The organism is Streptomyces sp. NPDC056580 (assembly GCF_042793175.1).
Classification (GTDB): Bacteria; Actinomycetota; Actinomycetes; order Streptomycetales; family Streptomycetaceae; genus Streptomyces.
Map to the genome: position 1 here is coordinate 360,778 of NZ_JBHTVE010000008.1, position 24,108 is coordinate 384,885.

28 protein-coding genes are annotated in these 24,108 nt (G+C 71.5%); 12 read left to right on the forward strand and 16 right to left on the reverse strand.

All coding sequences use genetic code 11. The features are described from left to right. Positions 1-229: 229 nt before the first annotated feature. Complete coding sequence (locus tag ACFQ9Z_RS20445; protein WP_143627076.1) at positions 230-1,198, reverse strand: diacylglycerol kinase family protein; 969 nt, start codon at positions 1,196-1,198, stop codon at positions 230-232. Between the two features lie 158 nt (positions 1,199-1,356). Here ACFQ9Z_RS20445 and ACFQ9Z_RS20450 point away from each other — a divergent pair, with 158 nt between their 5' ends. Further along, on the forward strand, positions 1,357-1,809 hold the full coding sequence (locus tag ACFQ9Z_RS20450; RefSeq protein ID WP_383019641.1) for a hypothetical protein: 453 nt from the start codon (positions 1,357-1,359) through the stop codon (positions 1,807-1,809). A gap of 48 nt (positions 1,810-1,857) precedes the next feature. Here ACFQ9Z_RS20450 and ACFQ9Z_RS20455 read toward each other — a convergent pair whose 3' ends face one another. From ACFQ9Z_RS20455 to ACFQ9Z_RS20465, 3 genes are all read right to left on the reverse strand, one after another. Then, a complete protein-coding gene (locus tag ACFQ9Z_RS20455) occupies positions 1,858-2,952 on the reverse strand; it encodes an RNA polymerase sigma factor SigF (RefSeq protein WP_383019644.1) in 1,095 nt (364 codons plus the stop codon). After that, the gene (locus ACFQ9Z_RS20460) at positions 2,949-3,362 is read right to left on the reverse strand and encodes an anti-sigma regulatory factor (protein ID WP_004925829.1); all 414 of its coding nucleotides are present in this window, start codon (positions 3,360-3,362) and stop codon (positions 2,949-2,951) included. Before ACFQ9Z_RS20460 ends, ACFQ9Z_RS20455 begins: the two co-directional genes overlap by 4 nt. Before the next feature lie 261 nt (positions 3,363-3,623). After that, the gene (locus ACFQ9Z_RS20465; protein WP_383019647.1) at positions 3,624-3,884 is read right to left on the reverse strand and encodes a UBP-type zinc finger domain-containing protein; all 261 of its coding nucleotides are present in this window, start codon (positions 3,882-3,884) and stop codon (positions 3,624-3,626) included. 61 nt (positions 3,885-3,945) lie between these two features. Here ACFQ9Z_RS20465 and ACFQ9Z_RS20470 point away from each other — a divergent pair, with 61 nt between their 5' ends. Then, a complete protein-coding gene (locus ACFQ9Z_RS20470; protein WP_383019650.1) occupies positions 3,946-5,541 on the forward strand; it encodes a Na+/H+ antiporter in 1,596 nt (531 codons plus the stop codon). Between the two features lie 34 nt (positions 5,542-5,575). Here ACFQ9Z_RS20470 and ACFQ9Z_RS20475 read toward each other — a convergent pair whose 3' ends face one another. Continuing rightward, on the reverse strand, positions 5,576-6,469 hold the full coding sequence (locus ACFQ9Z_RS20475) for a 1-aminocyclopropane-1-carboxylate deaminase/D-cysteine desulfhydrase (protein ID WP_383019653.1): 894 nt from the start codon (positions 6,467-6,469) through the stop codon (positions 5,576-5,578). A 34-nt stretch (positions 6,470-6,503) separates the two neighbouring features. Beyond that, positions 6,504-7,097, reverse strand: coding sequence for an N-acetylmuramoyl-L-alanine amidase (locus tag ACFQ9Z_RS20480; RefSeq protein WP_383019656.1), 594 nt, complete (start codon positions 7,095-7,097; stop codon positions 6,504-6,506). 290 nt (positions 7,098-7,387) lie between these two features. Here ACFQ9Z_RS20480 and ACFQ9Z_RS20485 point away from each other — a divergent pair, with 290 nt between their 5' ends. After that, a complete protein-coding gene (locus ACFQ9Z_RS20485; protein WP_383019660.1) occupies positions 7,388-8,794 on the forward strand; it encodes a family 2B encapsulin nanocompartment shell protein in 1,407 nt (468 codons plus the stop codon). Between the two features lie 112 nt (positions 8,795-8,906). Then, complete coding sequence (locus ACFQ9Z_RS20490) at positions 8,907-10,037, forward strand: family 2 encapsulin nanocompartment cargo protein polyprenyl transferase (protein ID WP_383019665.1); 1,131 nt, start codon at positions 8,907-8,909, stop codon at positions 10,035-10,037. A 188-nt stretch (positions 10,038-10,225) separates the two neighbouring features. Here the strand turns inward: ACFQ9Z_RS20490 and ACFQ9Z_RS20495 are convergent, their stop codons facing one another. After that, entirely contained in the window at positions 10,226-10,816 is a 591-nt protein-coding gene (locus ACFQ9Z_RS20495; RefSeq protein ID WP_383019668.1) for a TetR/AcrR family transcriptional regulator, read from the reverse strand. Between the two features lie 143 nt (positions 10,817-10,959). On the opposite strand from ACFQ9Z_RS20495, the gene ACFQ9Z_RS20500 reads away from it, so the two are divergent. The 3 genes from ACFQ9Z_RS20500 (at position 10,960) to ACFQ9Z_RS20510 (ending at position 12,223) form a co-directional block, all read left to right on the forward strand. Then, positions 10,960-11,544: a dihydrofolate reductase family protein gene (locus tag ACFQ9Z_RS20500; protein ID WP_383019672.1), complete on the forward strand. Its 585-nt coding sequence runs from the start codon at positions 10,960-10,962 to the stop codon at positions 11,542-11,544. Between the two features lie 26 nt (positions 11,545-11,570). Next, positions 11,571-11,795 (forward strand): hypothetical protein, encoded by a 225-nt coding sequence (locus tag ACFQ9Z_RS20505; RefSeq protein ID WP_383019675.1) that lies wholly within the window; start codon positions 11,571-11,573, stop codon positions 11,793-11,795. Between the two features lie 95 nt (positions 11,796-11,890). Then, entirely contained in the window at positions 11,891-12,223 is a 333-nt protein-coding gene (locus ACFQ9Z_RS20510) for a DUF952 domain-containing protein (protein WP_383019678.1), read from the forward strand. A gap of 49 nt (positions 12,224-12,272) precedes the next feature. On the opposite strand, the gene ACFQ9Z_RS20515 is transcribed toward ACFQ9Z_RS20510, so the two are convergent. Further along, positions 12,273-12,701, reverse strand: coding sequence for a VOC family protein (locus ACFQ9Z_RS20515; protein WP_383019681.1), 429 nt, complete (start codon positions 12,699-12,701; stop codon positions 12,273-12,275). Between the two features lie 51 nt (positions 12,702-12,752). Beyond that, positions 12,753-13,151: a helix-turn-helix transcriptional regulator gene (locus ACFQ9Z_RS20520; RefSeq protein WP_383019684.1), complete on the reverse strand. Its 399-nt coding sequence runs from the start codon at positions 13,149-13,151 to the stop codon at positions 12,753-12,755. A gap of 96 nt (positions 13,152-13,247) precedes the next feature. On the opposite strand from ACFQ9Z_RS20520, the gene ACFQ9Z_RS20525 reads away from it, so the two are divergent. After that, a complete protein-coding gene (locus ACFQ9Z_RS20525) occupies positions 13,248-13,727 on the forward strand; it encodes a GNAT family N-acetyltransferase (RefSeq protein WP_383019688.1) in 480 nt (159 codons plus the stop codon). Between the two features lie 116 nt (positions 13,728-13,843). Here ACFQ9Z_RS20525 and sodN read toward each other — a convergent pair whose 3' ends face one another. Further along, complete coding sequence (gene sodN / locus ACFQ9Z_RS20530) at positions 13,844-14,239, reverse strand: superoxide dismutase, Ni (protein WP_143627044.1); 396 nt, start codon at positions 14,237-14,239, stop codon at positions 13,844-13,846. Between the two features lie 144 nt (positions 14,240-14,383). Between sodN and sodX the strand changes: the two genes are divergently transcribed. After that, positions 14,384-14,818 carry a nickel-type superoxide dismutase maturation protease gene (gene sodX / locus ACFQ9Z_RS20535; RefSeq protein WP_383019693.1) on the forward strand — a complete coding sequence of 145 codons (435 nt, stop codon included), beginning with the start codon at positions 14,384-14,386 and terminating at the stop codon, positions 14,816-14,818. Here the strand turns inward: sodX and ACFQ9Z_RS20540 are convergent. After that, positions 14,722-15,351, reverse strand: coding sequence for an ABATE domain-containing protein (locus tag ACFQ9Z_RS20540; RefSeq protein WP_143627040.1), 630 nt, complete (start codon positions 15,349-15,351; stop codon positions 14,722-14,724). The two genes, sodX and ACFQ9Z_RS20540, sit on opposite strands and share 97 nt — an antisense overlap. Positions 15,352-15,451: 100 nt before the next feature. Between ACFQ9Z_RS20540 and ACFQ9Z_RS20545 the strand changes: the two genes are divergently transcribed. After that, a complete protein-coding gene (locus tag ACFQ9Z_RS20545; protein WP_383019702.1) occupies positions 15,452-16,216 on the forward strand; it encodes a class I SAM-dependent methyltransferase in 765 nt (254 codons plus the stop codon). Positions 16,217-16,292: 76 nt separating this feature from the next. On the opposite strand, the gene ACFQ9Z_RS20550 is transcribed toward ACFQ9Z_RS20545, so the two are convergent. From ACFQ9Z_RS20550 to ACFQ9Z_RS20560, 3 genes are read right to left on the reverse strand one after another with little or no spacing between them, the layout of a single operon-like run. Further along, positions 16,293-17,096 carry an amino acid ABC transporter ATP-binding protein gene (locus ACFQ9Z_RS20550; RefSeq protein ID WP_383019709.1) on the reverse strand — a complete coding sequence of 268 codons (804 nt, stop codon included), beginning with the start codon at positions 17,094-17,096 and terminating at the stop codon, positions 16,293-16,295. After that, complete coding sequence (locus ACFQ9Z_RS20555) at positions 17,093-18,031, reverse strand: amino acid ABC transporter permease (RefSeq protein ID WP_383019716.1); 939 nt, start codon at positions 18,029-18,031, stop codon at positions 17,093-17,095. Before ACFQ9Z_RS20555 ends, ACFQ9Z_RS20550 begins: the two co-directional genes overlap by 4 nt. A gap of 36 nt (positions 18,032-18,067) precedes the next feature. Next, positions 18,068-19,027 carry an ABC transporter substrate-binding protein gene (locus ACFQ9Z_RS20560; RefSeq protein WP_383019719.1) on the reverse strand — a complete coding sequence of 320 codons (960 nt, stop codon included), beginning with the start codon at positions 19,025-19,027 and terminating at the stop codon, positions 18,068-18,070. A 567-nt stretch (positions 19,028-19,594) separates the two neighbouring features. On the opposite strand from ACFQ9Z_RS20560, the gene ACFQ9Z_RS20565 reads away from it, so the two are divergent. Next, positions 19,595-20,815: an NADP-dependent malic enzyme gene (locus tag ACFQ9Z_RS20565; RefSeq protein WP_143627032.1), complete on the forward strand. Its 1,221-nt coding sequence runs from the start codon at positions 19,595-19,597 to the stop codon at positions 20,813-20,815. Between the two features lie 290 nt (positions 20,816-21,105). Then, positions 21,106-22,071, forward strand: coding sequence for a zinc-binding dehydrogenase (locus ACFQ9Z_RS20570; RefSeq protein ID WP_383019726.1), 966 nt, complete (start codon positions 21,106-21,108; stop codon positions 22,069-22,071). Between the two features lie 56 nt (positions 22,072-22,127). On the opposite strand, the gene ACFQ9Z_RS20575 is transcribed toward ACFQ9Z_RS20570, so the two are convergent. Beyond that, complete coding sequence (locus tag ACFQ9Z_RS20575) at positions 22,128-23,201, reverse strand: PadR family transcriptional regulator (protein ID WP_383019730.1); 1,074 nt, start codon at positions 23,199-23,201, stop codon at positions 22,128-22,130. Position 23,202: 1 nt separating this feature from the next. Beyond that, complete coding sequence (locus ACFQ9Z_RS20580) at positions 23,203-24,084, reverse strand: DUF4097 domain-containing protein (RefSeq protein WP_383019735.1); 882 nt, start codon at positions 24,082-24,084, stop codon at positions 23,203-23,205. Positions 24,085-24,108: the final 24 nt, after the last annotated feature.

Below are 24,108 nucleotides of genomic sequence, written 5' to 3' on the forward strand. Positions count from 1 at the left end.
GTCTTCCCCGGCGTGGTCCTTGGTATGAAGAGGGGTTCTGGTGATCAGTGGAGGCCGGTCTTGCGGGCCGTCCCGATCGCCACGTAGAGACTCGCAAACCTCAGCGGCGGATACAACCCCTTCCAGAAAGTTTTTTTTGATTCCTCGGTGTCGACTGGGTCACAGCCGTACTTCCATGGGGTGGACCCTGGCCTAAACGTTCGAGTGAAAGGACTTTCGCCTCTTCCGCTCACACAATCACACGCAGTGCGCGGCGTACGCCTGTGAACGTCACGCTCGTACGCAGCCCCAGGTGGTCACCGTCCATCTGAAGGGGCAGGGGCACCTTCGAATGCAAGGTGAACCGGTCCAGATCATGGAGTGAGACGGCATGCTTCCCATGGGGTCCCCGCTCGGGGGACGAAGTGAGCAACTGGGTGCCATACCGGGCAACCGCGGCCGTGGACAGACGGCTGAGACCGAGTACGTCGAGGCCTGTGTCGAACGAGGCCTTAGGTGACGCGTACATCGGGCGATTGCCGAGATACGTCCAGGGGGATGTGTTCGAGGCTATGGCGACGACGAGATCGGTGACCGGGTCCGCCCCGGCCCGCTCCAGAGTGATCGGGCCGTGCCGGCGGTGCTGCTCGCCGAGGAACTGGCGGACCACCTGGCGCACGTACAGCGCGTGCGTCGACTTCTTCCCGCGCTCGCGCTGCTGCTCCACCCGGCCGACCACGCCCGCGTCGAAGCCCAGCCCCGCGTTGAACGTGAACCAGCGCTCCGGCACCGCCTCGTCCTCGGTGCCCGGCGTGCCCGAGGCCAGGCCCAGGCCGACGACCCGCTCGGTGTTCTCGCGCAGGGCGTCCAGCAGGGCGCCGGTCGCCTCGACCGAGTCGTTGGGCAGGCCGAGCGCACGGGCGAACACATTGGTGGAACCGCCCGGGACCACGGCGAGCCCGGGCAGCCGGTCCGGGTCGGGGCCGGCGTGCAGCAGGCCGTTGACGACCTCGTTGACGGTGCCGTCGCCGCCGAGGGCCACGACCAGGTCGATGTCCGAGCTCTGCGCGGCCTGCCGGCCCAGGTCGCGTGCGTGACCGCGGTACTCGGTGGTGACCGCCTCGAGCTTCATCTCGCTCGCCAGCGCGTGGATCAGGACGTCACGCCTGCGTGCGCTTGTGGTGGTTGCCGCCGGATTGACCACGAGAAGTGCACGCATGGATGGCAGCGTACCTACTGGGTGGTACCCGGCCCAGACCGAGGTAGGGATCCGGTAAGAGAGGGGACGTGAGCCTGCCCACGTGGACGCGCCGTGCGGCGGGCCGCACCCCGGGCCTGCCGGGGCCGCCGCGGACGGCCGGCGGATACCCTTCAGGGGTGAGCAGTGAGCAGAATCCCACCCCGGACACCGCCGAAGCCCCCGCGGGCACCGAGCCGCGCCCGCGCCGGCTGACGTACGCGGCGGCGCTGGCCGCGCTGGAGGGCGCCGCCCTGGTGGTCGGAGGCGTGTGGATCCTCGTGCTCGGGCTCACCGGCGCCCCGGACGACCGCCGGCAGGCCGTGACCGGCGGGATCACCCTGCTGGTGCTGGCGCTGCTGCCGTCGCTCGCCGCGCGCGGCCTGCTGCTGCGGCGCGGCTGGAGCCGCGGGCCCGCGGTGATCACTCAGCTCATGGCCCTGCCGGTGGCCTACAACCTGCTCCAGGCCGACAGCATGGCCATCCCGGGCGGTATCGCCCTGGCCGTCGTCGCGATCGCCGCGCTGGTGCTCCTGGTGAGCCCCGCGACGACCCGGGCCCTCGGGATCAAGGGGCCGGGCCGGGCCGAGTAGGCGCGCTCCGGTCCGGCCGACCGCGGCCGCCGAATCAGGCGGCCCCGGTCACTCCTCGACCAGCAGCTTCTCCCGCAGCTGGGCCAGGGTGCGGGCCAGCAGCCGGGAGACGTGCATCTGGGAGATGCCGACCTCCTGCGCGATCTGCGACTGCGTCATGTTCCCGAAGAAGCGCAGCAGCAGGATCCGCTTCTCGCGGGGCGGCAGGTCCTCCAGCAGAGGCTTGAGGGACTCCCGGTACTCCACGCCCTCCAGCGCCTCGTCCTCGGCGCCGAGGGTGTCGGCCACCGCGGGGGACTCGTCGTCGGTGTCGGGCACGTCCAGCGAGAGGGTGGAGTAAGCGTTGGCGGACTCCAGGCCCTCCAGGACCTCCTCCTCGGAGATGGCCAGCTTCTCGGCCAGCTCGTGGACGGTGGGCGAGCGGCCGTGCAGCTGGGACAGCTCGGCCGTTGCCGTCGTCAGCGCGAGGCGCAGCTCCTGCAGCCGGCGCGGCACCCGCACCGCCCAGCCCTTGTCACGGAAGTGCCGCTTGATCTCGCCGACCACGGTCGGGGTCGCGTACGTGGAGAACTCCACGCCGCGCTCGGGGTCGAAGCGGTCGACGGACTTGATCAGACCGATCGTGGCGACCTGGGTGAGGTCGTCCAGCGGCTCGCCCCGGTTGCGGAAGCGGCGGGCGAGATGCTCGACGAGCGGCAGGTGCATACGGACGAGCTGGTTGCGCAGTTCCGCGTACTCCGCGCTGCCCGCGTTCAGCCGGCGCAGTTCGAGGAACATCGCACGCGCGCCGCTGCGGTCCTGGGGATCGTGATGAGTGGCCGGCACGGCCTCGGCGCCCACCGCGTCGTCCTCCGCGTATCGCTCGTGCTCGCTCATCGTCCCGCCCGTAGCCCTTCCCCGAGCCCCCGCCTCCGGGTGGGCGGCGGAAGCGGACCCACCGCGTGCCTCCGTGGGCGCGCTCTGCACGGCACCGTCGCCGGCGGCCTCAGCGGAGTCGTCCTCCGGGTGCGGCCTGGCCTGCTCGGGGATGCCGTCGATGCCGTCCGCCATGCGTCGGGCGCCGTCCGCGGGGCCTCGGCCCTCCGCAGGCAGCTCCCGTGTGCCGCGCTCTTCGTCCCGCACCGGCCCGTCCCCGTTCCTCACGCCGGCCCGGGACCCGCGCCGCGCTGTTTGTAGAGGCTGATCGACACGGTCTTGTCCTCGTCGACGGCGGACGAGACCTTCCCCGCCAGTGCCGACAGCACCGTCCAGGCGAAGGTGTCCCGTGAGGGGGCGTGGCCGTCGGTGGTCGGCGCCGACACCGTGACCTCCAGCGAGTCGTCGACGAGCCGGAAGACACAGCTGAGCACGGAGCCGGGCACGGCCTGCTGCAGCAGGATCGCGCAGGCCTCGTCCACGGCGATCCGCAGGTCCTCGATCTCGTCCAGGGTGAAGTCCAAGCGGGCCGCCAGACCGGCCGTGGCCGTCCGCAGCACCGACAGGTAGGCACCCGCAGCCGGCAGCCGGACTTCCACGAAGTCCTGGGTCGCGGGCTCGCCTGCGATCTGGGACACCCTCACCTCCATGGTGGTACAAGCTTTACGGGGCCGAGGGTCGCCCCCCGGGGTAACGCATACGTGGTTCCGCGGTGACGCTATCGCGCTCCGAACGTTTCTGTCCCCGGGACCCCAACCCCCTGGCGTCACTCACAGTAAAGCTGCGAATACGCTCCGTGTCTAGAGGGTTCGCGGGCCCAAATGGGAAGAGCGCGCGCCGGGTTGACGTACCCCGGCGTCACACGCCCGAACCGTCGGCGGCAGCCGCTCCCTGAAGTGTCACACGAGCACGTGGTCGACGAAGCACCAGCGCCAGTCCTCGCCGGGCTCGAAGGTCCGCATGACCGGGTGGCCGGACTCCGTGTGGTGCGCCGTGGCGTGCCGTCCGGGGGAGGAGTCGCAGCAGCCGACGTGGCCACAGGTCAGGCAGAGCCGCAGCTGCACCGGGTGCGTGCCCTGCGCGAGACACTCCGGACACGTCTCGCTGAGCGGCTCGGGCTGGGGGTGCGGCAGCGCGTCGGAGTGCGTGCACTGTTTCATGATTGCCAGGTTACGACGGGCGCGCGGGTGGCCGCGCGGAAAACGAGGGTGGGCGAGGACCATGGACGTGATGCCGCTGCTCCTGCTGGTGGCGGGGAGCGCCGCGGTCGCCGGGGCGGCCCGCCGGACCCGGCTGCCGGCGCCGCTGCTGCTGGTCGCGGTCGGCCTGGCGGTCTCCTACATCCCCGGCGTGCCGGACTACCGGCTCGACCCCGAGGTGGTCCTGCCGCTCGTGCTGCCCCCGCTGCTGTACACCTCGGCGAGCGACAGCTCCTACCTCGACCTGCGGGCCCAGGTGAGGCCGGTGGCGCTGCTGTCGGTGGGGTACGTGCTGTTCGCGACCGTCCTCGTGGGCTGGGCCGCCTACCTGGTCATCCCCGGGATGCCGCTGCCCGCCGCCCTGGTGCTCGGCGCGGTGGTGGCGCCGCCCGACGCGGTCGCCGCCACGGCGGTCGCCCGCCGGGTCGGGCTGCCGTCCCGGATCACCACGATCCTGCAGGGGGAGTCCCTGCTGAACGACGCCACCGCGATCACCGCCTACAAGGTGGCGCTGGCCGCCGCCGTCGGCGAGGGCGCCACCTGGGCGGGCGGCATCGAGGAGTTCCTGATCGCGTCCGTCGGCGGTGTCGGCGTGGGCCTGCTGCTCATGGCGCCCCTGCACTGGCTGCGCACGCACCTGCGGGAACCGCTGCTGCAGAACACGCTGTCCCTGCTGATCCCGTTCGTCGCCTACAGCGTCGCCGAGCAGGTGCACGCCTCCGGTGTGCTCGCGGTCGTGGTCGTCGCCCTCTACCTCGGGCACCGCGCGTGGGAGGTCGACTTCGCCACCCGCCTCCAGGAGGAAGCGGTGTGGAAGATGGTCGCCTTCATCCTGGAGTCCGCGGTCTTCGCCCTGATCGGGCTGCAGCTGCCGGTGGTCCTGAAGGGCCTCGGCGAGTACGAGGGCCTCACGGCCGCCTGGTACGCGGTCGTGGTCTTCGTGGTCGTCGTGCTGGCCCGGTTCGTCTGGGTCTACCCGGCGGCCTTCGTGCCCCGCCTGCTGTCGGAGCGGATCAGGACGCGCGAGGAGAACCCCACCTGGCGGGGTGCGATGGTCACCTCGTGGGCCGGGATGCGCGGGGTGGTCTCCCTCGCCATCGCCTTCTCCATCCCGCTGACCGTGCACGGCGGGCACCCCTTCCCGCAGCGCAACCTGATCCTCTTCCTCACCTTCACCACCGTCATCGGCACCCTGGTCCTCCAGGGCGTGACCCTGCCGCCGCTGATCCGCATGCTGAAGTTCCCCAGCCGCGACCGGCAGGCCGAGACGCTCGCCGAGGCCAACGCGCAGGCGCAGGCCTCCCTGGCCGCGGAGAGCCGCCTGGGGGAACTCCTCTCCGACGAGCGCAACGCCCTTCCGCCGCCGCTCGCCGACCGCCTGCGCTCGGTGCTGGAGCGCCGCCGGAACGCCGTCTGGGAGCGGCTCGGCCAGGTCAACCCGGTCACCGGCGAGTCCGTCGACGACACCTACAGCAGGCTGTCCCGCGAGATGATCAGCGCCGAGCGCGAGGTGTTCGTCAGGCTCCGCGACCACCGCTACATCGACGACGAGATGCTCCGCGCGCTGCTGCGCAGGCTCGACCTGGAGGAGGCGGCCGTCTACAGGGAGGCCGCGTAGGAACTCCGGCCGTGCCGGGCTGTGCCGTGCCGGACTACGGGAAGGGGCGCCCGGTGACGACCGCCGCGACCGTCGTCCCGCGCGCGAATGCGCCCTCCCCGGCCAGGGTGGCCAGTCCGTACAGCATCTTGGCGACATACAGACGCTCCACGGGCAGGGAGTGCCGCTGCTCGAAGTCCTGTGCGAAGGCGTCGAGCGCGGGCGTGGTGCGGGCGTAGCCGCCGAAATGGAAGCGGTCGTCCAGGGACCAGTCGCCGGTGCGGGCACCGAAGGCGCTCTCCTGCAGGGCCTGTATGCCGGCCGCCAGGAAGCCGCCCTTGAGCACCGGGACGCCCAGCGCCCGGCTGCCCGGCGGCAGCCCGGCGGCGAGTCCGGCGAGCGTGCCGCCGGTGCCGCAGGCCACCGCGACGACGTCGCAGTGCCCGCCCAGCTCCGCGCCAAGGGCCCGGCAGCCGCGCACGGCCGCGGCGTTGCTGCCGCCCTCGGGGACGACGTACGCGTCCTCGGCGCCGGCGGCGCGCAGGACGGCGGCCCGGGTCTCCGGCTCGTGCTTGTGCCGGTATGTCGATCTGTCGATGAAGTGCAGCCGCATGCCGTCGGCGGCGCACCGGGCCAGCGACGGGTTGAGCGGACGCCCGGCCAGCTCCTGGCCCCGGACCACGCCGGTGGTCGGCAGCCCCAGCAGCCGGCCCGCCGCCGCGGTGGCACGCAGGTGGTTGGAGTAGGCGCCGCCGAAGGTGACGAGCGCCCGGCCTCGTGCCGCCTCGATGTTGGGCGCCAGTTTGCGCCACTTGTTGCCGATCAGCTCCGGGTGGATCAGGTCGTCCCGCTTGAGGAGCAGGCGCAGGCCGCGCCGGTCGAACCGGTCGTCCCGTACCTCCTGCAGCGGCGAGGGCAGGCGCGGGGCGAGCGGGTCGGTGCTGGTCACGTCCTCATTGTCGCCCGGAGGGGGCGGCGGGCGGCTACGCCTTCAGGCGCTCCTTCACCCGCTCCCGCAGCCACGCCATCGTGAAGCCGCGTGGGTCCACCTTGCCCGGCTGCCACTCCAGGTGGCCGATGACCGACCGTTCCGTCCAGCCGTGGTGGCGGCACACCGCCGCGGCGGCCCGCGCGATCGCGTCCAGTTGCGGCTCGGGCCAGGGGTCGTCGCCGTCGCCCAGGTTCTCGCACTCGAAGCCGTAGAAGTACCGGTTGCCGTCGGTGTTCGCCTCGTTGTCCGGCGGCAGCCGCTTCTCCGCGATCACGGCCCGCAGCACCTCGTCGTCGCCGAGCCCCGCGTGGTTGGCGCGGCCGTGGCCGACCAGGTGGACGGTGCCGTCCTTGGTGATCACGCCGTGGCACAGCGGGCCGGGGAGCCCCGCGTGCCCGTCGCGGCAGATCTCGACGGTGCGGGCACTGCCCCGGGTCACGGTGTGGTGGATCATCACGCCGTGGACGGGGCCCCACGGCCCCTTGTGGTTGCGGTTGTGGTGCTGCCAGTCGCCGACCTCGACGACGGTCGCGCCCTCGGCTCGCAGCGCGGCCAGGAACCCGCTCGCGGACATGGGTGGCGCCATGACCGCCTCCTTCGTGCTGTGCCCCGTCGGCCGCCGGACGCGGCCCACTCGTACCGGTGCTTCTACCGAAACCGGATGTCCCGGACTACATGGTTCGCACGCTGTGCGAGCCGATCCGGACAGTCGGCGTATCCCGGCCGGTGGTGGACAAGATCCCACTTTCTGCCCAGTAGTGCGATGATCCATTCCCGCTCTTTCGGGTAATGGCACGGCCACGTTGCGTCATGGAAGCTTGCTCGTGAGACCGGTGTGCGATTCGGCGCCGGGCATACACGAGAGGGCACCCCCATATGTCGGTAGGCGAAGAGGTCCGCACGGAGCAGGGCAAGCCGCAGCAGTCTCTCGGCACGGCGGCAGCGCGGAACCTGGCCACCACCACCAAGTCCGTTCCGCAGATGCAGGAGATCAGCTCCCGCTGGCTGCTGCGCACACTGCCCTGGGTGGACGTCCAGGGCGGCACCTACCGGGTGAACCGGCGGCTGACGTACGCCGTCGGCGACGGCCGCATCACCTTCGTGAAGACCGGGGACCAGGTGGAGGTCGTCCCGGCCGAGCTCGGCGAGCTGCCGGCGCTGCGGTCGTACGAGGACGACGAGGTCCTCGCCGAGCTGGCCCGGCGCTGCCGCCAGCGCAACTTCGCACCCGGAGAGGTCATCGCCTCCTTCGGCGCCCGGACCGAGAAGGTCTATCTGCTGGCCCACGGCAGGGTGGAGAAGATCGGCACGGGCCCGTACGGGGACGACGCCGTCCTCGGCGTCCTCGCCGACGGCGCCTACTTCGGCGAGGCGGCGCTGCTGGACCCGGCCGCCATCTGGGAGTACACCGCCCGGGCGGACACCGGGTGCACGGTGCTGGTCCTCGGCCGTGAGGACTTCGAGCAGGTGGCCGAGCGCTCCGACTCGCTGCGCGAACACCTCAGGCGGCTGCGCTCCATCCCCGCGCAGCGGACCAACAGGTTCGGTGAGAAGGAGGTGGAGCTGGCGGCCGGCCACAGCGGCGAGCCGGACATCCCGCACACCTTCGTCGATTACGAGGCCCGGCCGCGCGAGTACGAACTGAGCATCGCCCAGACGGTGCTGCGCATCCACTCGCGCGTGGCCGACCTGTACAACCAGCCGATGAACCAGACCGAGCAGCAGCTGCGGCTGACGGTCGAGGCGCTGAAGGAGCGTCAGGAGCACGAGCTGGTCAACAACCGGGACTTCGGGCTGCTGCACAACTGTGAGTACGACCAGCGGATCCAGCCGCACGACGGTGTGCCCGGCCCGGACGACATGGACGAACTGCTCAGCCGCCGGCGGGGCACCAAGCTGTTCCTCGCCCACCCGCGTGCGATCGCCGCGTTCGGGCGTGAGCTGAACAAGCGCGGCCTGGTCCCTGAGACCGTCGACATCGGCGGCAACCGCATCCCCACCTGGCGAGGCGTGCCGATCTACCCGTGCAGCAAGATCCCCGTCACCCCTGAGCGCACGACCTCGATCATCGCCATGCGTACCGGTGAGGCCGACCAGGGCGTCATCGGGCTCAGGCAGTCCGGCATCCCGGACGAGATCGAGCCCAGCCTGTCCGTCCGTTTCATGGGCATCAACGAGCAGGCGATCATCAAGTACCTGGTGACGGCGTACTACTCGGCCGCCGTCCTGGTGCCGGACGCGCTCGGCGTGCTGGAGAACGTCGAGATCGGCCGGTGGAGGTGACGTCCGCGAACCGCGCCGCCGTGTCCCCGCCCTCCGCGGCGGGTACATCCCCGGGGTATGCGTCATCCCGGGGCGGAGCAACCGTCGTCCGTGGGTGTCACGAGGGGGAGCCATGGCCGATTTCATGACGGAGACCAGACAGCGCGCACCCGGACCGCGTGAACCGCGCGAGTCCATCGGCGGCGCCGTGGCCGGCCTGCCCGACGGGCAGGAGGCGACGGCTCTGCTGGAGCGGACCCGGGCCGTCGTGGACCCGGAACTGCGCGCGGCCGTCGAGTCGCTCCCCGGCTCGATGCGCAGGATCGCCCGCTACCACTTCGGCTGGGAGCACGCGGACGGCACGCCGGCGGCGGGCAACGCGGGCAAGGCGATCAGGCCGGCCCTCGTCCTCGCCGCGGCCGCGGCGCTCGGCGGCCCGGGAGCGGGAGCGGCGGCCGTCCGGGCGGCCGTGGCAGTCGAACTGACCCACAACTTCACGCTGTTGCACGACGACGTGATGGACCGGGACGCCACCCGGAGACACCGGCCCACGGCCTGGACGGTGTTCGGCGACGCGGACGCGATCCTCGCCGGGGACGCCCTGCAGGCGCTGGCCCTGCGGCTGCTCGCCGCGGACCCGCACCCGGTCTCCGGGCAGGCCGCCGCCCGGCTGGCCGACTGCGTCGTCGAGCTGTGCGCCGGGCAGCACACCGACACCGCCCTGGAGCGGCGCGCTCCCGAGGAGGTGACCCTGGACGAGGTGCTCGTCATGGCCGAGGCGAAGACCGGGGCGCTGCTGGGCTGCGCCTGCGCGCTCGGCGCGCTGTACGCGGGCGCGGGGGAGGAGGAGGTGGCGGCGCTCGACGGCTTCGGGCGCCAGGCCGGGCTCGCCTTCCAGCTGATCGACGACGTGATCGGCATATGGGGGGACCCGCTGCGCACCGGCAAGCCGGCCGGTGCGGACCTCGCCGTGCGCAAGAAGTCCCTGCCGGTGGTGGCGGCCCTGACCTCCGGCACCCCGGCGGGGGCCGAACTCGCCGCGCTGTACGGGAAGCCGTACACCGACGGGGAGGACGGGGACGGCGGGGAGATCGCCCGTACGGCTCTGGCGGTCGAGCGGGCCGGCGGCCGGGACTGGGCGCAGGCCGAGGCGGCCGACCGGATGGCCCGGGCGGTGCAGGAACTGGCCCGTGCCGTCCCCGCGCCGGAGGCGGCGGGCGGGCTGCTGGCCCTGGCCGAGTTCGTGACCCGGCGCAGCAGCTGAGCCGTCCGTCGTCCGACGGCCGGCCGAGGACCCCGGAACCACCGGGACCGTGCGGCTCCTGACCCCGCACGGTCACCGGGGTTCCGGCCCGGGCGGGCCCCGCGCACCCCCACCGTGCGCGGGACCCGCCGCTTCGCCGTGAGCGGCGGCCTTCCGCTTCCGCGCGAGTGAGCCGCTCCGCCCGGGGGCTACGCCTCCGGTACGACCGTCGTCACGATCCGCTCGACCAGGCCCTCCGGCACGCTCACGCCCTCCAGGGCCCCGTCCAGGACGCCGGGGAGGGTCAGGTGCTCCAGGATCAGACCGAGCATGGCCAGGTAGAGCACGGCGACGGTCTCGTCACCGCCGGGCAGGCCGGCCGAGCGGTGGAACTCCATGCCCTGCTCCAGGTCCCCGCGCAGCGACGCGGTGAAGGAGGCCCGCAGCTCGGGGCGCCGGGTGGCCTCCAGCCGCATCTCGAACAGGGCCAGGTAGCCGGTGCGGTCACGGAGCGCGCGGCCCATGAGGTCCCGCATCAGAGCGGTGACCAGGGCCCGGTCGCGGGGCCCGCGCAGCAACTCCGCCAGCGGCTCGGGGTCCGGCGCGAGCCGCACGTGCAGCCGGGCGTCGATCTGGCGGAGCAGGTCGTCGCGGCCGGTGAAGTAGTTCGAGGCGGTACCGGTGGGCACGCCCGCCTCGCCGTCCACCGCGCGGAACGTCAGCCCGCGCGCGCCCTCCCGCGCCAGGACGGCGATGCCCGCGTCCACCAGCGCCGCGCGCCGTTCCGGATTGCCCGCCATGCGGAACCTCTTTTCCCACTTACCTCCGGAGCGGATTCCGTCCCGGAAAGACCTTGCAACCACTACACATGGAGTACTACAAATGAGGCACGACAAGCGTAGTGGTCATCTCACCGCCGCGCAGCCTACGAAAAGAGATCCGCTTGCGAAAGCTCACGTACTTCATCGCCTGCTCGCTCGACGGCTTCATCGGCGACGAACAGGGCGATGCCTCCGCGCTGCTCCGCTTCATGGACGAGGAATACCTCGGCTTCCTCAGGACGGAGTTCCCGGAGACCCTGCCCACCCACGCCCGGGCGCAGTTCGGCTTCGACCATCTGGAGAACCGGCGGTTCGACACGGTCGTCCAAGGGCGCGGCAGTTACGAGCCGGCGCTGAAGGAGGGCATCACCAGTCCCTACGCCCACCTGCGCGAGTTCGTCGCCTCGCGCACCCTCGGCGCCTCGCCCGACCCGAACGTCGAGGTCATCGACGACGACGTGACCGGCCGTGTCCGTGAACTGAAGGCGGAGCAGGGGGGCCTGGACATCTACCTGTGCGGAGGCTCGCGGCTCGCCGGAACCCTGCTCGACGAGATCGACGAACTCGTGATCAAGAGCTACCCGCTCGTCTACGGCACCGGCATGCCGATGTTCGGCACCGGCCTGCGGATCACTCAGTTCGCCCTCGACTCGGTGCGCACCTTCGGCAACGGGGCGGTCGTGCGGACGTACCGCAGGGAGCGCTGAGCCCCCGTCCGCCCTACCCTGAGGACATGGACAGCGAGAGCCACGTCTGTCCCGTCTGCGGACAGTCCGTCGAAACGGTCGTCGGCCGGTACAAGACGCTGGGCGCCTGGGTGCCGAAATGGGGCCCGGGCCCGTGCCGCAACGCCGACTGCGCGACCCACGTGCGCCATACCGAGCCCGAGTCCACGGCCACCCCGGACACCGCGAGCGCGCCCTCGCGGCGCGGCGGCACCACCGGGCGGCAGCCCTGATCCGCGGGTCCCGTGGCCCGGCGGGCCGGACGGCCGCCGGGGCAGACCGCTCGGCACCGGTGCGCGCGGCCCGGCCGGGGCCGTAGCGTGGCCGCATGCCGAAGCTTCCGCACATCGTCCACATCACCGAGCGCTCGCTGTGGGAAGAGGCCCGCGCCCGCGGCGCCTACGAGGTGTCCACCCGCGGCCGCACCCTCCAGGAGGAGGGGTTCGTCCACTTCTCCACCCGTGAGCAGCTCCCGCGCATCGCGGCCCTCCTGTACGGCGGGTACGAGGGCCCGGACGAGCTGGTCGTGCTGGTCGTGGACCCGGCGCTGCTCGGCGTGCCGGTGAAATACGAGGCCATGCCGCCGGACGGCGAGGAGTTCCCGCACGTGTACGGGCCCGTCCCGGTCGGCGCCGTGGTGGACGTGGAGCCCTGGCGCTGACCGCGGCTCCCTGACCGCCGCCGGCCCGGGTCGCGCCCGGGCGGGGGGCTCAGTTCGCGTCCGGGTCCGCGGGGCGCTGGAGGAACCGCAGCATGTTCCCGGCCGGATCGCGGAACGCGCAGTCCCGCACCCCGTACGGCTGGTCCGTCGGCTCCTGCAGCACCTCCCCGCCGGCCTCCCGGACCCGCTCGTAGAGCGCGTCGCAGTCGGTGGTGGTGAAGATGACGCCGCGCAGCAGCCCCTTGGCGAGCAGTTCGGCGATCGCCTGCTTGTCGGCCCGGGAGATGTCCGGGCTGGCGCCCGGCGGCTCCAGCACGATCTCCACGTCCGGCTGCAAGGGCGAGCCCACGGTGACCCACCGCATCCCCTCGAAGGCCACGTCGTTGCGGACCTCCATGCCGAGCAGGTCGCAGTAGAAGTGGAGCGCCTTGTCGTGGTCGTCCACGGCGATGAAGCACTGCTTGAGTCTCAGGTCCATGACCTCACGCTAGGCGCAGCCGGGGCGTCGTGCGCGGAACTCCGGTGTGGTTCAGTACGGACGGCGCCGCGGCCTGGTGAACGAGCGGGCCACGCAGGACGGGATCACCGCGCTCTCCTCGTGGGAGCCGGACCGGTAGGCGCTCGGCGTCTGGCCGACCAGCTCGGTGAACCGGGAGCTGAAGGAGCCGAGGGAGGTGCAGCCCACGGCGAAGCACACCTCTGTCACCGTCAGATCGCCTCGCCGCAGCAGCGCCTTGGCCCGCTCGACCCGGCGGGTCATCAGATAGCTGTACGGCGTCTCCCCGTACGCCTTGCGGAAGCTGCGCTGGAAGTGGCCCGGTGACATGTGCGCGCCGCGGGCCAGTTCGGCCATGTCGAGCGGCTCGGCGTACTCACGGTCCATGCGGTCGCGCACCCGCCGCAGCCGTACCAGGTCCTCCAGACTCACGCAGACAGCTTGGCACGGCCCGGCTGCGATACTCCAGCCATGAACACCGGGACGACGGCGAGCGGCCGAGGAACGGGGACGGCGGACACTGCGGACGTGGCGGACACGCAGGGGCCGGCGCGCGCCGCGGACTGGTCGCTGCGGTCCGCGACGACCGCGGACGTCGAGACGATCGCCGAGCTGCGGGCCGCGGTCATGCGCGCGGACCTCGAACGCGTCGGACGCTACGACGAACACCGCGTCCGGCAGCGGCTGCGGGACTCCTTCTCCACGCGGTACACGTCGGTCGTCCTGAGCGGCGGCGACTTCGCCGGATGCGTCACGGTCCGGCCCGCCGGGGACAGGCGGTGGCTGGAGCACTTCTACCTCGCCCCGCACCACCAGGGCCGCGGGCTGGGTTCCGCCGTGCTGCGGAGCGTGCTGGAGCGCGCCGACGCGGAGGGCAGGGCCGTCGCCCTGAAGGTCCTGCAGGGCAGCGCCGCCCGCCGGCTCTACGAGCGCCACGGCTTCGTCGTGGAGGCGGAGGACCCGGTCGACGTCTCCATGGTGCGCCGGCCCGGCGGCGCCGGTGTCTGAGCGCGAAAGACCGCACCCGGACCGTCGAGGCGCCCTCGCGGGCGGGCTGACGATCCGGGTGCGGTGAGGCGGACCTGGCGACCTGGAAAAACGGGTCACAGGGCGTGATCGTGAGATCAGGCCTTCTTGGTCTCCCAGAAGATCTTGTCGATCTGCGCGATGTAGTCCAGCGCCTTCTGGCCCGTCGCCGGGTCGGTGGACGCCTTGGCGGCCGAGAGGGCCTTCAGGGTGTCGTTGACCAGCTGGTGCAGCTCCGGGTACTTCTCGAAGTGCGGGGGCTTGAAGTAGTCGCTCCACAGCACGGAGACGTGGTGCTTCGCCAGCTCGGCGCGCTGCTCCTTGATGACGGTGGCACGCGTCTGGAAGTGCGGGTCGTCGTTGCCGGCCATCTTTTCCTGGACGGCCTTCACCGACTCCGCCTCGATGCGGGCCTGGGCCGGGTCGTACACACCGCAGGGCAGGTCGCAGTGGGCGCTGACCTTGACCTTGGGGGCAAACAGGCGGGAAAGCATGGAGCATTCCTTCCTCGTGATCGTCTTCTCAGGTGCGACATTACTCCCTGAGGGACCTGTTTTCGTGAGTGCCCCCTAGGGCTTAGGACAAAAGTCCAGGGTCACACTGGGACTGGTGGAGGAACGGACCGGGGAGGTGCCGGGATGCCGGAGCTGTCGCAGGAGAGCGAGCGGGGGAGAGCCGGGGCGCCCTTCGGGCTGGCCGAGGTGACGGGTCCGTCCATGGTGCCCACGCTGCACCACGGGGACCGGCTGGTGCTGCGGTACGGGGCCGTGGTCAGGCCGGGGGACGTCGTCGTGCTGAGGCATCCCTTCCAGCAGGACCTGCTCGTCGTCAAGCGTGCCGTGGAGCGGCGCGAGGGCGGCTGGTGGGTGCTCGCGGACAATCCGTACGCCGGTGGCGACAGCACCGATTACGGGGTGGTGCCCGACGAACTGGTCCTGGGCAGGGCGTGGCTGCGGTACCGGCCGCTGCGGCCCGGTCAGCGTTCGCCGCTGGCGCTCGCGCGCTGGGTGTTCTCCGCGGCGAGGCCGCTGTTCACCGACCGGTCGGCCTCCAGGCGCTTGCGGGCCCGGTAGGCGGCCACGTTCGCGCGTGTCGCGCAGCGGTCGGAGCAGTAGCGCCGGGAGCGGTTGGTGGACGTGTCGAGGTAGGCGTTGCGGCACGGGGCCGCCTCGCACAGGCCCAGCCGGTCGACGCCGTACTCGGTCAGGTGGAAGGCGAGGCCCATCGCCGCGATGGCCGCGTAGCCGGCGGTCGCGTTGGAGGGGTGGTCGGCCAGGTGCATGTGCCACAGCGGGCGGCCGTCCTCGTCGCGGTGGTCGTGGCCGGAGATCTGCGGGCTGACCGGGAACTCCAGCAGCAGTGAGTTGAGGAGGTCGACGGCGAGGGTCTCGTCGCCCTGGTCGGCCGCTTCGAACACCGAGCGCAGTCGGGACCGCACCGAGCGGAAGCGGGTGACGTCGGCATCGGTGGCGCGGCGGGCCGCCGAGGCGTTGACGCCGAAGAGGTCGCGCACGGCCTCCACGGAGGTCAGGGAGTCCTTGCCGCGGACCGGCTCCTCGCTGTTGACGAGGCGTACGGCGTAATCCGAGTAATAGGCCAGTTCCACTTGTAGTCCTTACAGAGGCGCTCTATGGTCGGGTCTGCGGTCGGGTAACAGCCGGTCGTGTATCCAGGGTATTACGCGTGCGAGGAGAGACGGGGTTTCCATGACCACCAGCACTGGCACCGGAACCGACTGGGCCGCCTGGCAGGAGAGCTGGGACCGGCAGCAGGAGTGGTACATGCCGGACCGCGAGGAGCGGTTCCGGATCATGCTCGACATGGTCGAGGCGCTCGTGGGCACGGCGCCGCGCGTGCTCGACCTCGCCTGCGGCACCGGCAGCATCACCGCTCGGCTGCTGGCGCGTTTCCCCGGGGCCACCAGCACCGGGGTGGACCTCGACCCGGCCCTGCTCGCCATCGCCCGGGGCACCTTTGCGGGCGACGACCGCGTCCGCTTCGTCACCGCCGACCTCAAGGACCCCGACTGGCCCGCGCTGCTGCCGTACGACTCGTACGACGCGGTGCTGACCGCCACCGCCCTGCACTGGCTGCACAGCGAACCCCTCGCGGCACTCTATGGACGGCTCGCGGAACTGGTGCGCGCCGGCGGTGTCTTCATGAACGCGGACCACATGATCGACGAGAGCACCCCGCGGATCAACGCGGCCGAACGCGCCCAGCGGCACGCCCGCATGGATCAGGCCAAGCTGGACGGCGCGCTGGACTGGGCCGAGTGGTGGCGGGTGGCCGCCGCGGACCCGGTCCTGGCCGGACCGACGGCCCGCCGCTTCGAGATCTACGGCGAGCACGCCGACGGCGACATGCCCTCTCCGGCCTGGCACGCGCGCGTGCTGCGCGAGAAGGGCTTCGGGGAGGCCCGGCCGGTGTGGTGCTCGCCCTCGGACACCCTGCTGCTCGCGCTGAAGTGAGCCGGCGCCGCACGACGCGGGAGGGGCGGTACGGAATGTCCGTACCGCCCCTCCTCCCATGAGGTTCCGCGCGCGCTCAGAGCACCTTGGACAGGAACGACTGGGTCCGTTCGTGCTGCGGATCGGTCAGGACGTCGCGGGGACGGCCGGATTCGACCACCACGCCTCCGTCCATGAACACCAGGCTGTCGCCCACCTCGCGGGCGAAGCCCATCTCGTGGGTGACGACGACCATCGTCATGCCGGACTCGGCGAGGTCGCGCATGACGTCCAGGACGTCACCGACCAGCTCCGGGTCGAGGGCCGAGGTCGGCTCGTCGAACAGCATCAGCTTCGGGTCCATGGCCAGGGCCCGGGCGATCGCCACCCGCTGCTGCTGGCCGCCGGAGAGCTGCGAGGGGTAGTTCCCGGCCTTGTCGGCGAGCCCCACCCGCTCCAGGAGTTGCATCGCGCGCTCCCTGGCCTGGGCCTTGGCGACGCCCTTGACCTGGACCGGCGCCTCGACGACGTTCTCGGCGGCCGTCATGTGCGGGAACAGGTTGAAGCGCTGGAAGACCATGCCGATGTCCCGGCGCTTGAGCGCGACCTCGCTGTCCTTGAGCTCGTACAGCTTCCCGCCCTTCTGCCGGTAGCCGACCAGCTCGCCGTCCACGTAGAGACGGCCCGCGTTGACCTTCTCGAGATGGTTGATGCACCTCAGGAAGGTCGACTTGCCCGAGCCGGAGGGGCCGATGAGGCAGAACACCTCGCCCTGCTTGACCTCCAGGTCGATGCCCTTGAGCACCTCGACGTGGCCGAAGGACTTGTGAACGCCCTCCGCCTTGACCATCGGGGCCGTGCCCGCGGGGACGGCGTCGCTCTTGCTCAGCTTGTCGGTCATGCCATGCCTCCCTTCGGCCGGCCCAGGGAGAGCATGTTCGCCCTGACCTTCTGCCACGGTGTCGGCGGCAGCTGACGGCTGGAACCGCGGGCGTAGTAGCGCTCGATGTAGTACTGGCCCACGCTCAGCACGGAGGTCATGATCAGGTACCAGGCGGCGGCGAGGAAGTACATCTCCACCGGGGCACCGGAGTTCTGGCCGATGTCCTGGGCGAAGCGGAACAGCTCGGGATACTGGACGGCCGCCACGAGCGAGGTCGTCTTGAGCATGTTGATCACTTCGTTGCCCGTCGGCGGCACGATCACGCGCATCGCCTGCGGGATGACGATCCGCCGCAGGGTCTTGCTGTGGCTCATGCCGAGGGCGTGCGCCGCCTCGGTCTGGCCCTCGTCCACCGCGAGCAGGCCGGCGCGGCAGATCTCCGCCATGTACGCCGCCTCGTTAAGACCCAGGCCGAGCAGCGCCGTCAGCAGCGGCGTCATGAAGTTCGACCAGTAGTCCTTGTAGAACGGCATCAGGTTGATGTACTCGAAGACCAGGCCGAGGTTGAACCAGAGGAAGAGCTGGACCAGGACCGGGGTGCCGCGGAAGAACCAGATGTAGAACCAGGCGATCGACGAGGTCACCGGGTTCTTCGACAGCCGCATCACGGCGAGGACGATGCCGCCCACGATGCCGATCACCATCGACAGGACCGTCAGCAGGAGGGTCTTGCCGACGCCGGTCATGATCCGGTCGTCGAAGAAGTAGTCCGGTACCGCGTGCCAGTTGATCTGGCCCTGGCTGAACGCGTAGACGATCGCGACGAGGATCGCGATGGCGATGACGGCGGTGACGTACCGCCCGTAGTGCCGGACCGGGATCGCCCTGATGGCGTCCGGGCCGACCGAGGGAGCGCGCTGCTCCCCGGCCGCCGGCTTGTCGATGTCAGTCACGGGTGTTGCCTCTCGGTGGCCGCTGCGGGTCCGCGGTCACTTGCCGCCGTTGATCACGGACTGCTTGACGGCGCCGTCCTGCGCACCCCACTTCTCGAGGATCTTGCCGTACTCACCGCTCTTGATGACGGCGTCCATCGCGGCCTGGAGGGCGTCCCGGAGCTGGGTGTCCTTCTTGGCCACCGCGATGCCGTACGGCGCCGCCTCGACCTGCTCGCCGACGACCTGGAAGTCCTTGCCGCCGCCGGAGGTCTTCACCGCGTACGCGGCGACCGGGAAGTCGGCGGACACGGCGTCCGCGCCGCCGGAGCGCAGCCGGGTCTGGGCCTGCTGGTTGTCGTCGAAGGCCTCGATGGCGAGCTTCTTGCCGCTCGGACACTTCTTGGCCTGCCCCTTGGCCAGGTCCTCCGACGTGGTGCCGCGCTGGACGGCGAGCTTCTTGCCGCAGAGGTCGTCCCAGGTCGTGATGCCCTTGGTGTCGCCCTTGCGGGTGTAGATGGAGACGCCCGCGGTCAGGTAGTCCACGAAGTCGACGCCCTCGCCGACCTTCTTGCCGGTGTCGGGGTCGACGCCCTCCTGGCGGTTCTTGTTGTCCGTCATCGCCGACATCGCGATGTCGTAGCGGTCCGAGCGCAGACCGGTGAGCAGGCCGTCGAAAGTGCCGTTCTCGAACTGGAACTTCACCCCGAGCTGCTTGCCCAGGGCCGCCGCCAGGTCGGGGTCGAGACCGACGACGTTGCCGGAGTTGTCCTTGTACTCGACCGGGGCGTAGGCGATGTCCGACCCGACCCGGACGACGCCGCTGCTGCGGATGTCCTTGGGCAGCTTGGCGGCCAGCGGGGCGCTGCCGGCGGACGAGCTGCCGGAGTCGTTGCCGCTGTCCTTGGTCTGGTCACCGCAGCCGGTGAGCAGCAGGGCGCCTGCGACCGCGATCGCACCGACCGCAGCTAGCCGGGAGTGCGCGGCGGTCGTACGACGGGTGGAGCTTGCGGTCATGGTGGTTCCTCCGGCGGGTGGAGAGAGGTGCCGATCGGTCGTCGGGAACACACGACTTCGGGTGTCGCGACCTCGTGGGTTTACGGCATCTTGCCATTGGGGTTCGCCCATTCAGGGGAGTCGCAATGTCAAAATCGGATAACGGGTGATCCCCCGACTGCGTCAGGACGACCCCTGCCCCGCCCCAAGCCCCGGACCATCTGCGGGGATCCAGGCCCGCGGCCGTAAAAAGTTCGTAGCGTCTCACCATGTGGTCGGCAAAGGCCGTGGCTTTTCCCATCTCGCAAGCCCCTTGCCAGGGGTGTGGCGGTCCTGTCAGCCGCGTGTCATCACCGTGTGGCTTTCTGGTTCCCAGATGTGACCTTGCACCTAATGGACTCGTCGTCAGCGCCGTCCGTCCGGTAAGAAGGTTCTTTACACCCCTCATCCGGGGCTCAGGGCGCGTGTGCGGCGCGCCCGTCGCGCAGTCGTTCGTACGCATCAGTAACCGGGCCTGCGCGGTGCCCGCCCACCCCTCACCAGGAGTGGTCGACCCTCAAACCATGCATACCTAAGGGGTAAGACAAAGTGGCAGCGGAGATCGTCAATCCTCGCAGCGACAACACAACGGATCAGGACGGGGCCGAGCCCTTCGATTCCTTCGATCCGGCGTTCGCGCTTCATCGCGGCGGCAAGATGGCCGTGCAGGCCACCGTTCCGGTCCGCGACAAGGACGACCTTTCCCTCGCGTACACGCCCGGCGTCGCGCGCGTGTGCACCGCGATCGCGGAGCAGCCGGAACTGGTCAACGACTACACGTGGAAGTCCTCGGTGGTCGCCGTCGTGACCGACGGCACGGCCGTGCTCGGACTCGGGGACATCGGTCCCCAGGCCTCCCTCCCCGTCATGGAGGGCAAGGCGATCCTGTTCAAGCAGTTCGGCGGGGTCGACGCGGTGCCCATCGCGCTCGACTGCACGGACGTCGACGACATCGTCGAGACCGTGGTCCGGCTCGCTCCCTCCTTCGGCGGAGTGAACCTGGAGGACATCTCGGCGCCCCGGTGCTTCGAGATCGAGCGCCGGCTGCAGGAGCGCCTCGACATCCCGGTCTTCCACGACGACCAGCACGGCACCGCCGTGGTGACCCTCGCGGCGCTGCGCAACGCGGCCCGGCTGAGCGGCCGCGAGATCGGGCAGCTCCGGGCCGTCATCTCGGGCGCCGGCGCGGCCGGTGTCGCCATCGCCAAGATGCTGGTCGAGGCCGGCATCGGGGACGTGGCCGTGGCGGACCGCAAGGGCGTCGTGTCGGCCGGCCGGGAGGACCTGACGCCGGTCAAGCGCGAGCTGGCCTCCTTCACCAACAAGGCCGGTATCACCGGGTCGCTGGAGGACGCCCTGGCGGGTGCGGACGTGTTCATCGGCGTCTCCGGCGGTACGGTCGCGGAGGCGGCGGTCGCCTCCATGGCCGAGGGAGCCTTCGTGTTCGCGATGGCCAACCCGAACCCGGAGGTGCACCCGGAGGTGGCGCACAAGTACGCGGCGGTCGTCGCGACCGGGCGCTCGGACTTCCCGAACCAGATCAACAACGTGCTGGCCTTCCCCGGCATCTTCGCGGGCGCGCTGCAGGTGCGGGCCACGCGGATCACCGAGGGCATGAAGATCGCCGCCGCGGAGGCGCTGGCCGCCGTCGTCGGCGATGATCTCGCCGCCGACTACGTCATCCCGTCGCCGTTCGACGAGCGGGTCGCTCCCGCGGTGACGGCCGCGGTGGCGGCCGCCGCCCGCGCCGAGGGCGTCGCGCGCCGCTGACACGGCACGGCAATGGCCCCGCCCGTCCCGGGCGGGGCCATTGCCTTTGCCCGGCCGGCCGGCGGCGTCCTCGCCCGGCCCGTCGTCCGTCCGGGCTCCTCCGTCCCCGGCCGTTCGGCCGCCGTCTGCTCGCAGCCGCCGCCGGACGGCCGCTTCCGGGAGCGGTGCGAGGGACGGTGCCGGGGGCGGCGCGCACCGGGCTGCGCCGGTCGGGTGCCCTTGCGCAAGAGGGCATGTGTCACAGCCCCCCACGGTTCCGCGGGCTGCGAGACGCACCTATCGTCGAGCCCATGTTCGCTGCCTACGCCGCCCGAATCGACCGCGACCAGCCGCTCACCGGACTCGAGTTGGGGGAGCGTCCGGCCCCCGGTGCCCGGCCCGGCTGGAGCACCGTGAACGTCCGCGCCGCCTCGCTCAACCACCATGACCTCTGGTCCCTGCGCGGTGTGGGCCTCGCCGAGGACAAGCTGCCGATGATCCTCGGCTGCGACGCCGCCGGGATCGACGAGGACGGCAACGAGGTCGTCCTGCACTCCGTCATCGGGCAGAGCGGCCACGGGGTGGGCCCCAGGGAGCCCCGCTCCATCCTGACCGAGCGCTACCAGGGCACGTTCGCCGAGCAGGTGGCGGTGCCGACCTGGAACATCCTGCCCAAGCCGAAGGAGCTGTCCTTCGCGGAGGCCGCGTGTCTGCCGACCGCCTGGCTGACGGCCTACCGGATGCTGTTCACCAACGCCGGGGTGCGGCCCGGCGACTCGGTCCTCGTGCAGGGCGCGGGCGGCGGCGTCGCGACGGCGGCGATCGTGCTGGGCAAGGCGGCCGGGCTGCGGGTCTTCGCGACCAGCCGGGACGAGGCCAAGCGCAAGCGGGCGCTGGAGCTCGGCGCTGTCGAGGCGGTGGAGTCGGGAGCCCGGCTGCCGCAGCGCGTGGACGCCGTCATCGAGACCGTGGGCGCCGCGACCTGGTCCCACTCGGTGAAGTCCCTGCGCCCCGGGGGCACGCTCGTCATCTCCGGCGCCACCAGCGGTGACCGCCCCTCGCACGCCGAACTCACCCGGATCTTCTTCCTCGAACTGAAGGTCGTCGGCTCCACCATGGGCACCAAGGACGAGCTGGAGGACCTGCTGTCCTTCTGCGCCGCCACCGGCGTACGCCCCGTCATCGACGAGGTCCTGCCGCTGGACCGGGCCCGGGAGGGCTTCGAACGGCTGGCGTCGGGCGAGCAGTTCGGGAAGATCGTCCTGACGAACGAGTGATCCCGCCCGCCGGTGGCGTGGCCCGGAGAAGCGGCCGGGCCCCGGTCACCGGCGGGTCAGACCCTCGGGCGGCGCAGTATCGCGCCGATGTTCGCCGCCGCAGCCGACAGGTGCCGGCGGGCGTCGTCGAGTTGGTCGGCGGTGACGCCGTGGTCGCGGGCCGCGTCGCGGATGTCGTCCCGGAAGCGGTCCAGCAGACGGTCCAGGTCGCGGGCCGGGTCGCCGGTGGGGGGCTCGTGCGACCAGGACGGCTCGTACTCGGCCGGGAAGTCCTCCGGGGTCATGGAGTACTCCGGTGCCGCCGGAGCCGACTTGCGCGGCCCGGTGCCCGCTTGCTCCGCGGTGCGGCCGAAGCCGCGGTCCCGGCCGAACTCCTTGCCGTACTCCTTCCCGAACTCACCGAACTCCTTGGCGAGTTCGGTCAGGCCGTCGCGTACGCCGGTCGGCCAGTCGCCGCGGGCGAAGTGGTCCTGCACGCGGTCCTGGACCCGGCGGGCGATGCGCTGCATCTCCTCCTGCGCCTGGGCGCGCGCCCGTGCCTGGGCCTCCTGGGCCTGGTGGCGGGCCCGCTGGGCCTCCTCGCGCGCCCGGCGGCTCTCGTCCTTGGCGCGGCGGGCCTGTTCCTTCCACTCCTGCTTGACCCGGCGCATCTCCTCCTTGGCGGCCCGCCAGGCCTCCTTGTCACCGAGGTCACCGCCCTCCCCGGAGGGCCCCGACTCGCCGCCGCCCTTCCCGGAGCCCCGGCGGGCCTCGGAGGCGGCGGCGCGCATCTCGCGCCGCAGGTCGCCGGCCGCACCGCGCACGTCGGCCTTTATCTCGGCGGCCAGCTCCGCCACCGACTCGCGGATCTCCAGCTCCAGGTCGGCCAGCTCGCCGCTGCGGTCGGCCAGTTCGGCGCGGCCGGCGTCCGTGATGGCGTAGACCTTGCGGCCGCCCTCCGTGGTGTGCGTGACCAGGCCCTCGGCCTCCAGCTTGGCCAGCCGCGGGTAGACCGTGCCCGCCGAAGGGGCGTACAGGCCCTGGAAGCGCTCCTCCAGGAGCCGGATCACCTCGTAGCCGTGGCGCGGGGCCTCGTCGAGCAGCTTGAGCAGGTACAGGCGCAGGCGGCCGTGGGCGAAGACGGGGGGCATGTCAGAGCACCTTCTTGTCGGTCGTGCCGTCGGCCGGGGAGCCGGCGCCGGTCTCGCGGGGGGTGTGGGGCTCGTCCTCGCCCGGCGGGCGGCGCAGCAGGGCGATGGAGCCGGACACCGTCGTCGCCCTGAGCTTGCCGTTGCCCGCGCCGAGGCGGCCGGTGATCTTGTGCGCGCCCCACTGACCGTGCACGCGCAGTCCGTCGAAGGCGTTGGAGATGGTGCCGCTCGCGGTGTTGGCCTCGACCTCGGCGTCCGCCGGGTGCGGCAGGCGGATCGCGATCTCGCCGGAGACGCTGGTCAGGCCGATGTCGGTGGGGCCGTCCGGGTCCAGGTCGATGATCATGGAGCCGCTGACCGAGTCGGCGCGGACGGAGGGGCCCGAGCCCTCGACCACGGTCAGATCGCCCGAGACGGAGTTGAACCGCAGGTCGCCCGTGACGGCCTGGGCCTCCAGGTTGCCGGACACGGTGTCGGCGCGGACCGGGCCGGAGAGGCCGACGAGAGTGGTGTCGCCGGTGACGCCCTTGATCACAGAGGGACCGCTTATGCCGGAGACGACCGCGCCGGCGCCGACCACGCCCACCTCCACGCGGGTGCCGGCGGGGACGGCGAGGGAGACGACCGCGCTGCGGCGCCAGCCCTTGCGGTCCAGCCACTTGAGGAAGCCCTTCCACGGGAGGTCGTCGTAGGCGACCGTGAGGGTGCCGCCCTGGTTGGTGACGATCAGGGGTGGGCCCTCGATGTCGGTGACTTCCAGGCGGGCGGAACCCTCGTCCGTGCCGACGACGTTCACCGTTCCGTTGACGATGCGGACGTGCAGGTCGCGTACGGGGGTGTCGAAGGTCAGCTTCTGGGGCTCGGCGATGGACCACTCGGACATGGGGCCTCCTTGGCCGGACACGGA

Coding starts and splice junctions, on each gene's coding strand:
- ACFQ9Z_RS20515 (WP_383019681.1), bottom strand. CDS start 12,701: ATGGACCTGAGACTCAAGCAGTGCTTCATCGCCGTGGACGACCACGAC.
- ACFQ9Z_RS20495 (WP_383019668.1), bottom strand. CDS start 10,816: ATGGCGGGCAATCCGGAACGGCGCGCGGCGCTGGTGGACGCGGGCATC.
- ACFQ9Z_RS20505 (WP_383019675.1), top strand. CDS start 11,571: ATGGACAGCGAGAGCCACGTCTGTCCCGTCTGCGGACAGTCCGTCGAA.
- ACFQ9Z_RS20545 (WP_383019702.1), top strand. CDS start 15,452: ATGACCACCAGCACTGGCACCGGAACCGACTGGGCCGCCTGGCAGGAG.
- ACFQ9Z_RS20465 (WP_383019647.1), bottom strand. CDS start 3,884: ATGAAACAGTGCACGCACTCCGACGCGCTGCCGCACCCCCAGCCCGAG.
- ACFQ9Z_RS20570 (WP_383019726.1), top strand. CDS start 21,106: ATGTTCGCTGCCTACGCCGCCCGAATCGACCGCGACCAGCCGCTCACC.
- ACFQ9Z_RS20550 (WP_383019709.1), bottom strand. CDS start 17,096: ATGACCGACAAGCTGAGCAAGAGCGACGCCGTCCCCGCGGGCACGGCC.
- sodN (WP_143627044.1), bottom strand. CDS start 14,239: ATGCTTTCCCGCCTGTTTGCCCCCAAGGTCAAGGTCAGCGCCCACTGC.
- ACFQ9Z_RS20490 (WP_383019665.1), top strand. CDS start 8,907: ATGGCCGATTTCATGACGGAGACCAGACAGCGCGCACCCGGACCGCGT.
- ACFQ9Z_RS20580 (WP_383019735.1), bottom strand. CDS start 24,084: ATGTCCGAGTGGTCCATCGCCGAGCCCCAGAAGCTGACCTTCGACACC.
- ACFQ9Z_RS20510 (WP_383019678.1), top strand. CDS start 11,891: ATGCCGAAGCTTCCGCACATCGTCCACATCACCGAGCGCTCGCTGTGG.
- ACFQ9Z_RS20575 (WP_383019730.1), bottom strand. CDS start 23,201: ATGCCCCCCGTCTTCGCCCACGGCCGCCTGCGCCTGTACCTGCTCAAG.
- ACFQ9Z_RS20560 (WP_383019719.1), bottom strand. CDS start 19,027: ATGACCGCAAGCTCCACCCGTCGTACGACCGCCGCGCACTCCCGGCTA.
- sodX (WP_383019693.1), top strand. CDS start 14,384: ATGCCGGAGCTGTCGCAGGAGAGCGAGCGGGGGAGAGCCGGGGCGCCC.
- ACFQ9Z_RS20470 (WP_383019650.1), top strand. CDS start 3,946: ATGGACGTGATGCCGCTGCTCCTGCTGGTGGCGGGGAGCGCCGCGGTC.
- ACFQ9Z_RS20485 (WP_383019660.1), top strand. CDS start 7,388: ATGTCGGTAGGCGAAGAGGTCCGCACGGAGCAGGGCAAGCCGCAGCAG.
- ACFQ9Z_RS20480 (WP_383019656.1), bottom strand. CDS start 7,097: ATGGCGCCACCCATGTCCGCGAGCGGGTTCCTGGCCGCGCTGCGAGCC.
- ACFQ9Z_RS20445 (WP_143627076.1), bottom strand. CDS start 1,198: ATGCGTGCACTTCTCGTGGTCAATCCGGCGGCAACCACCACAAGCGCA.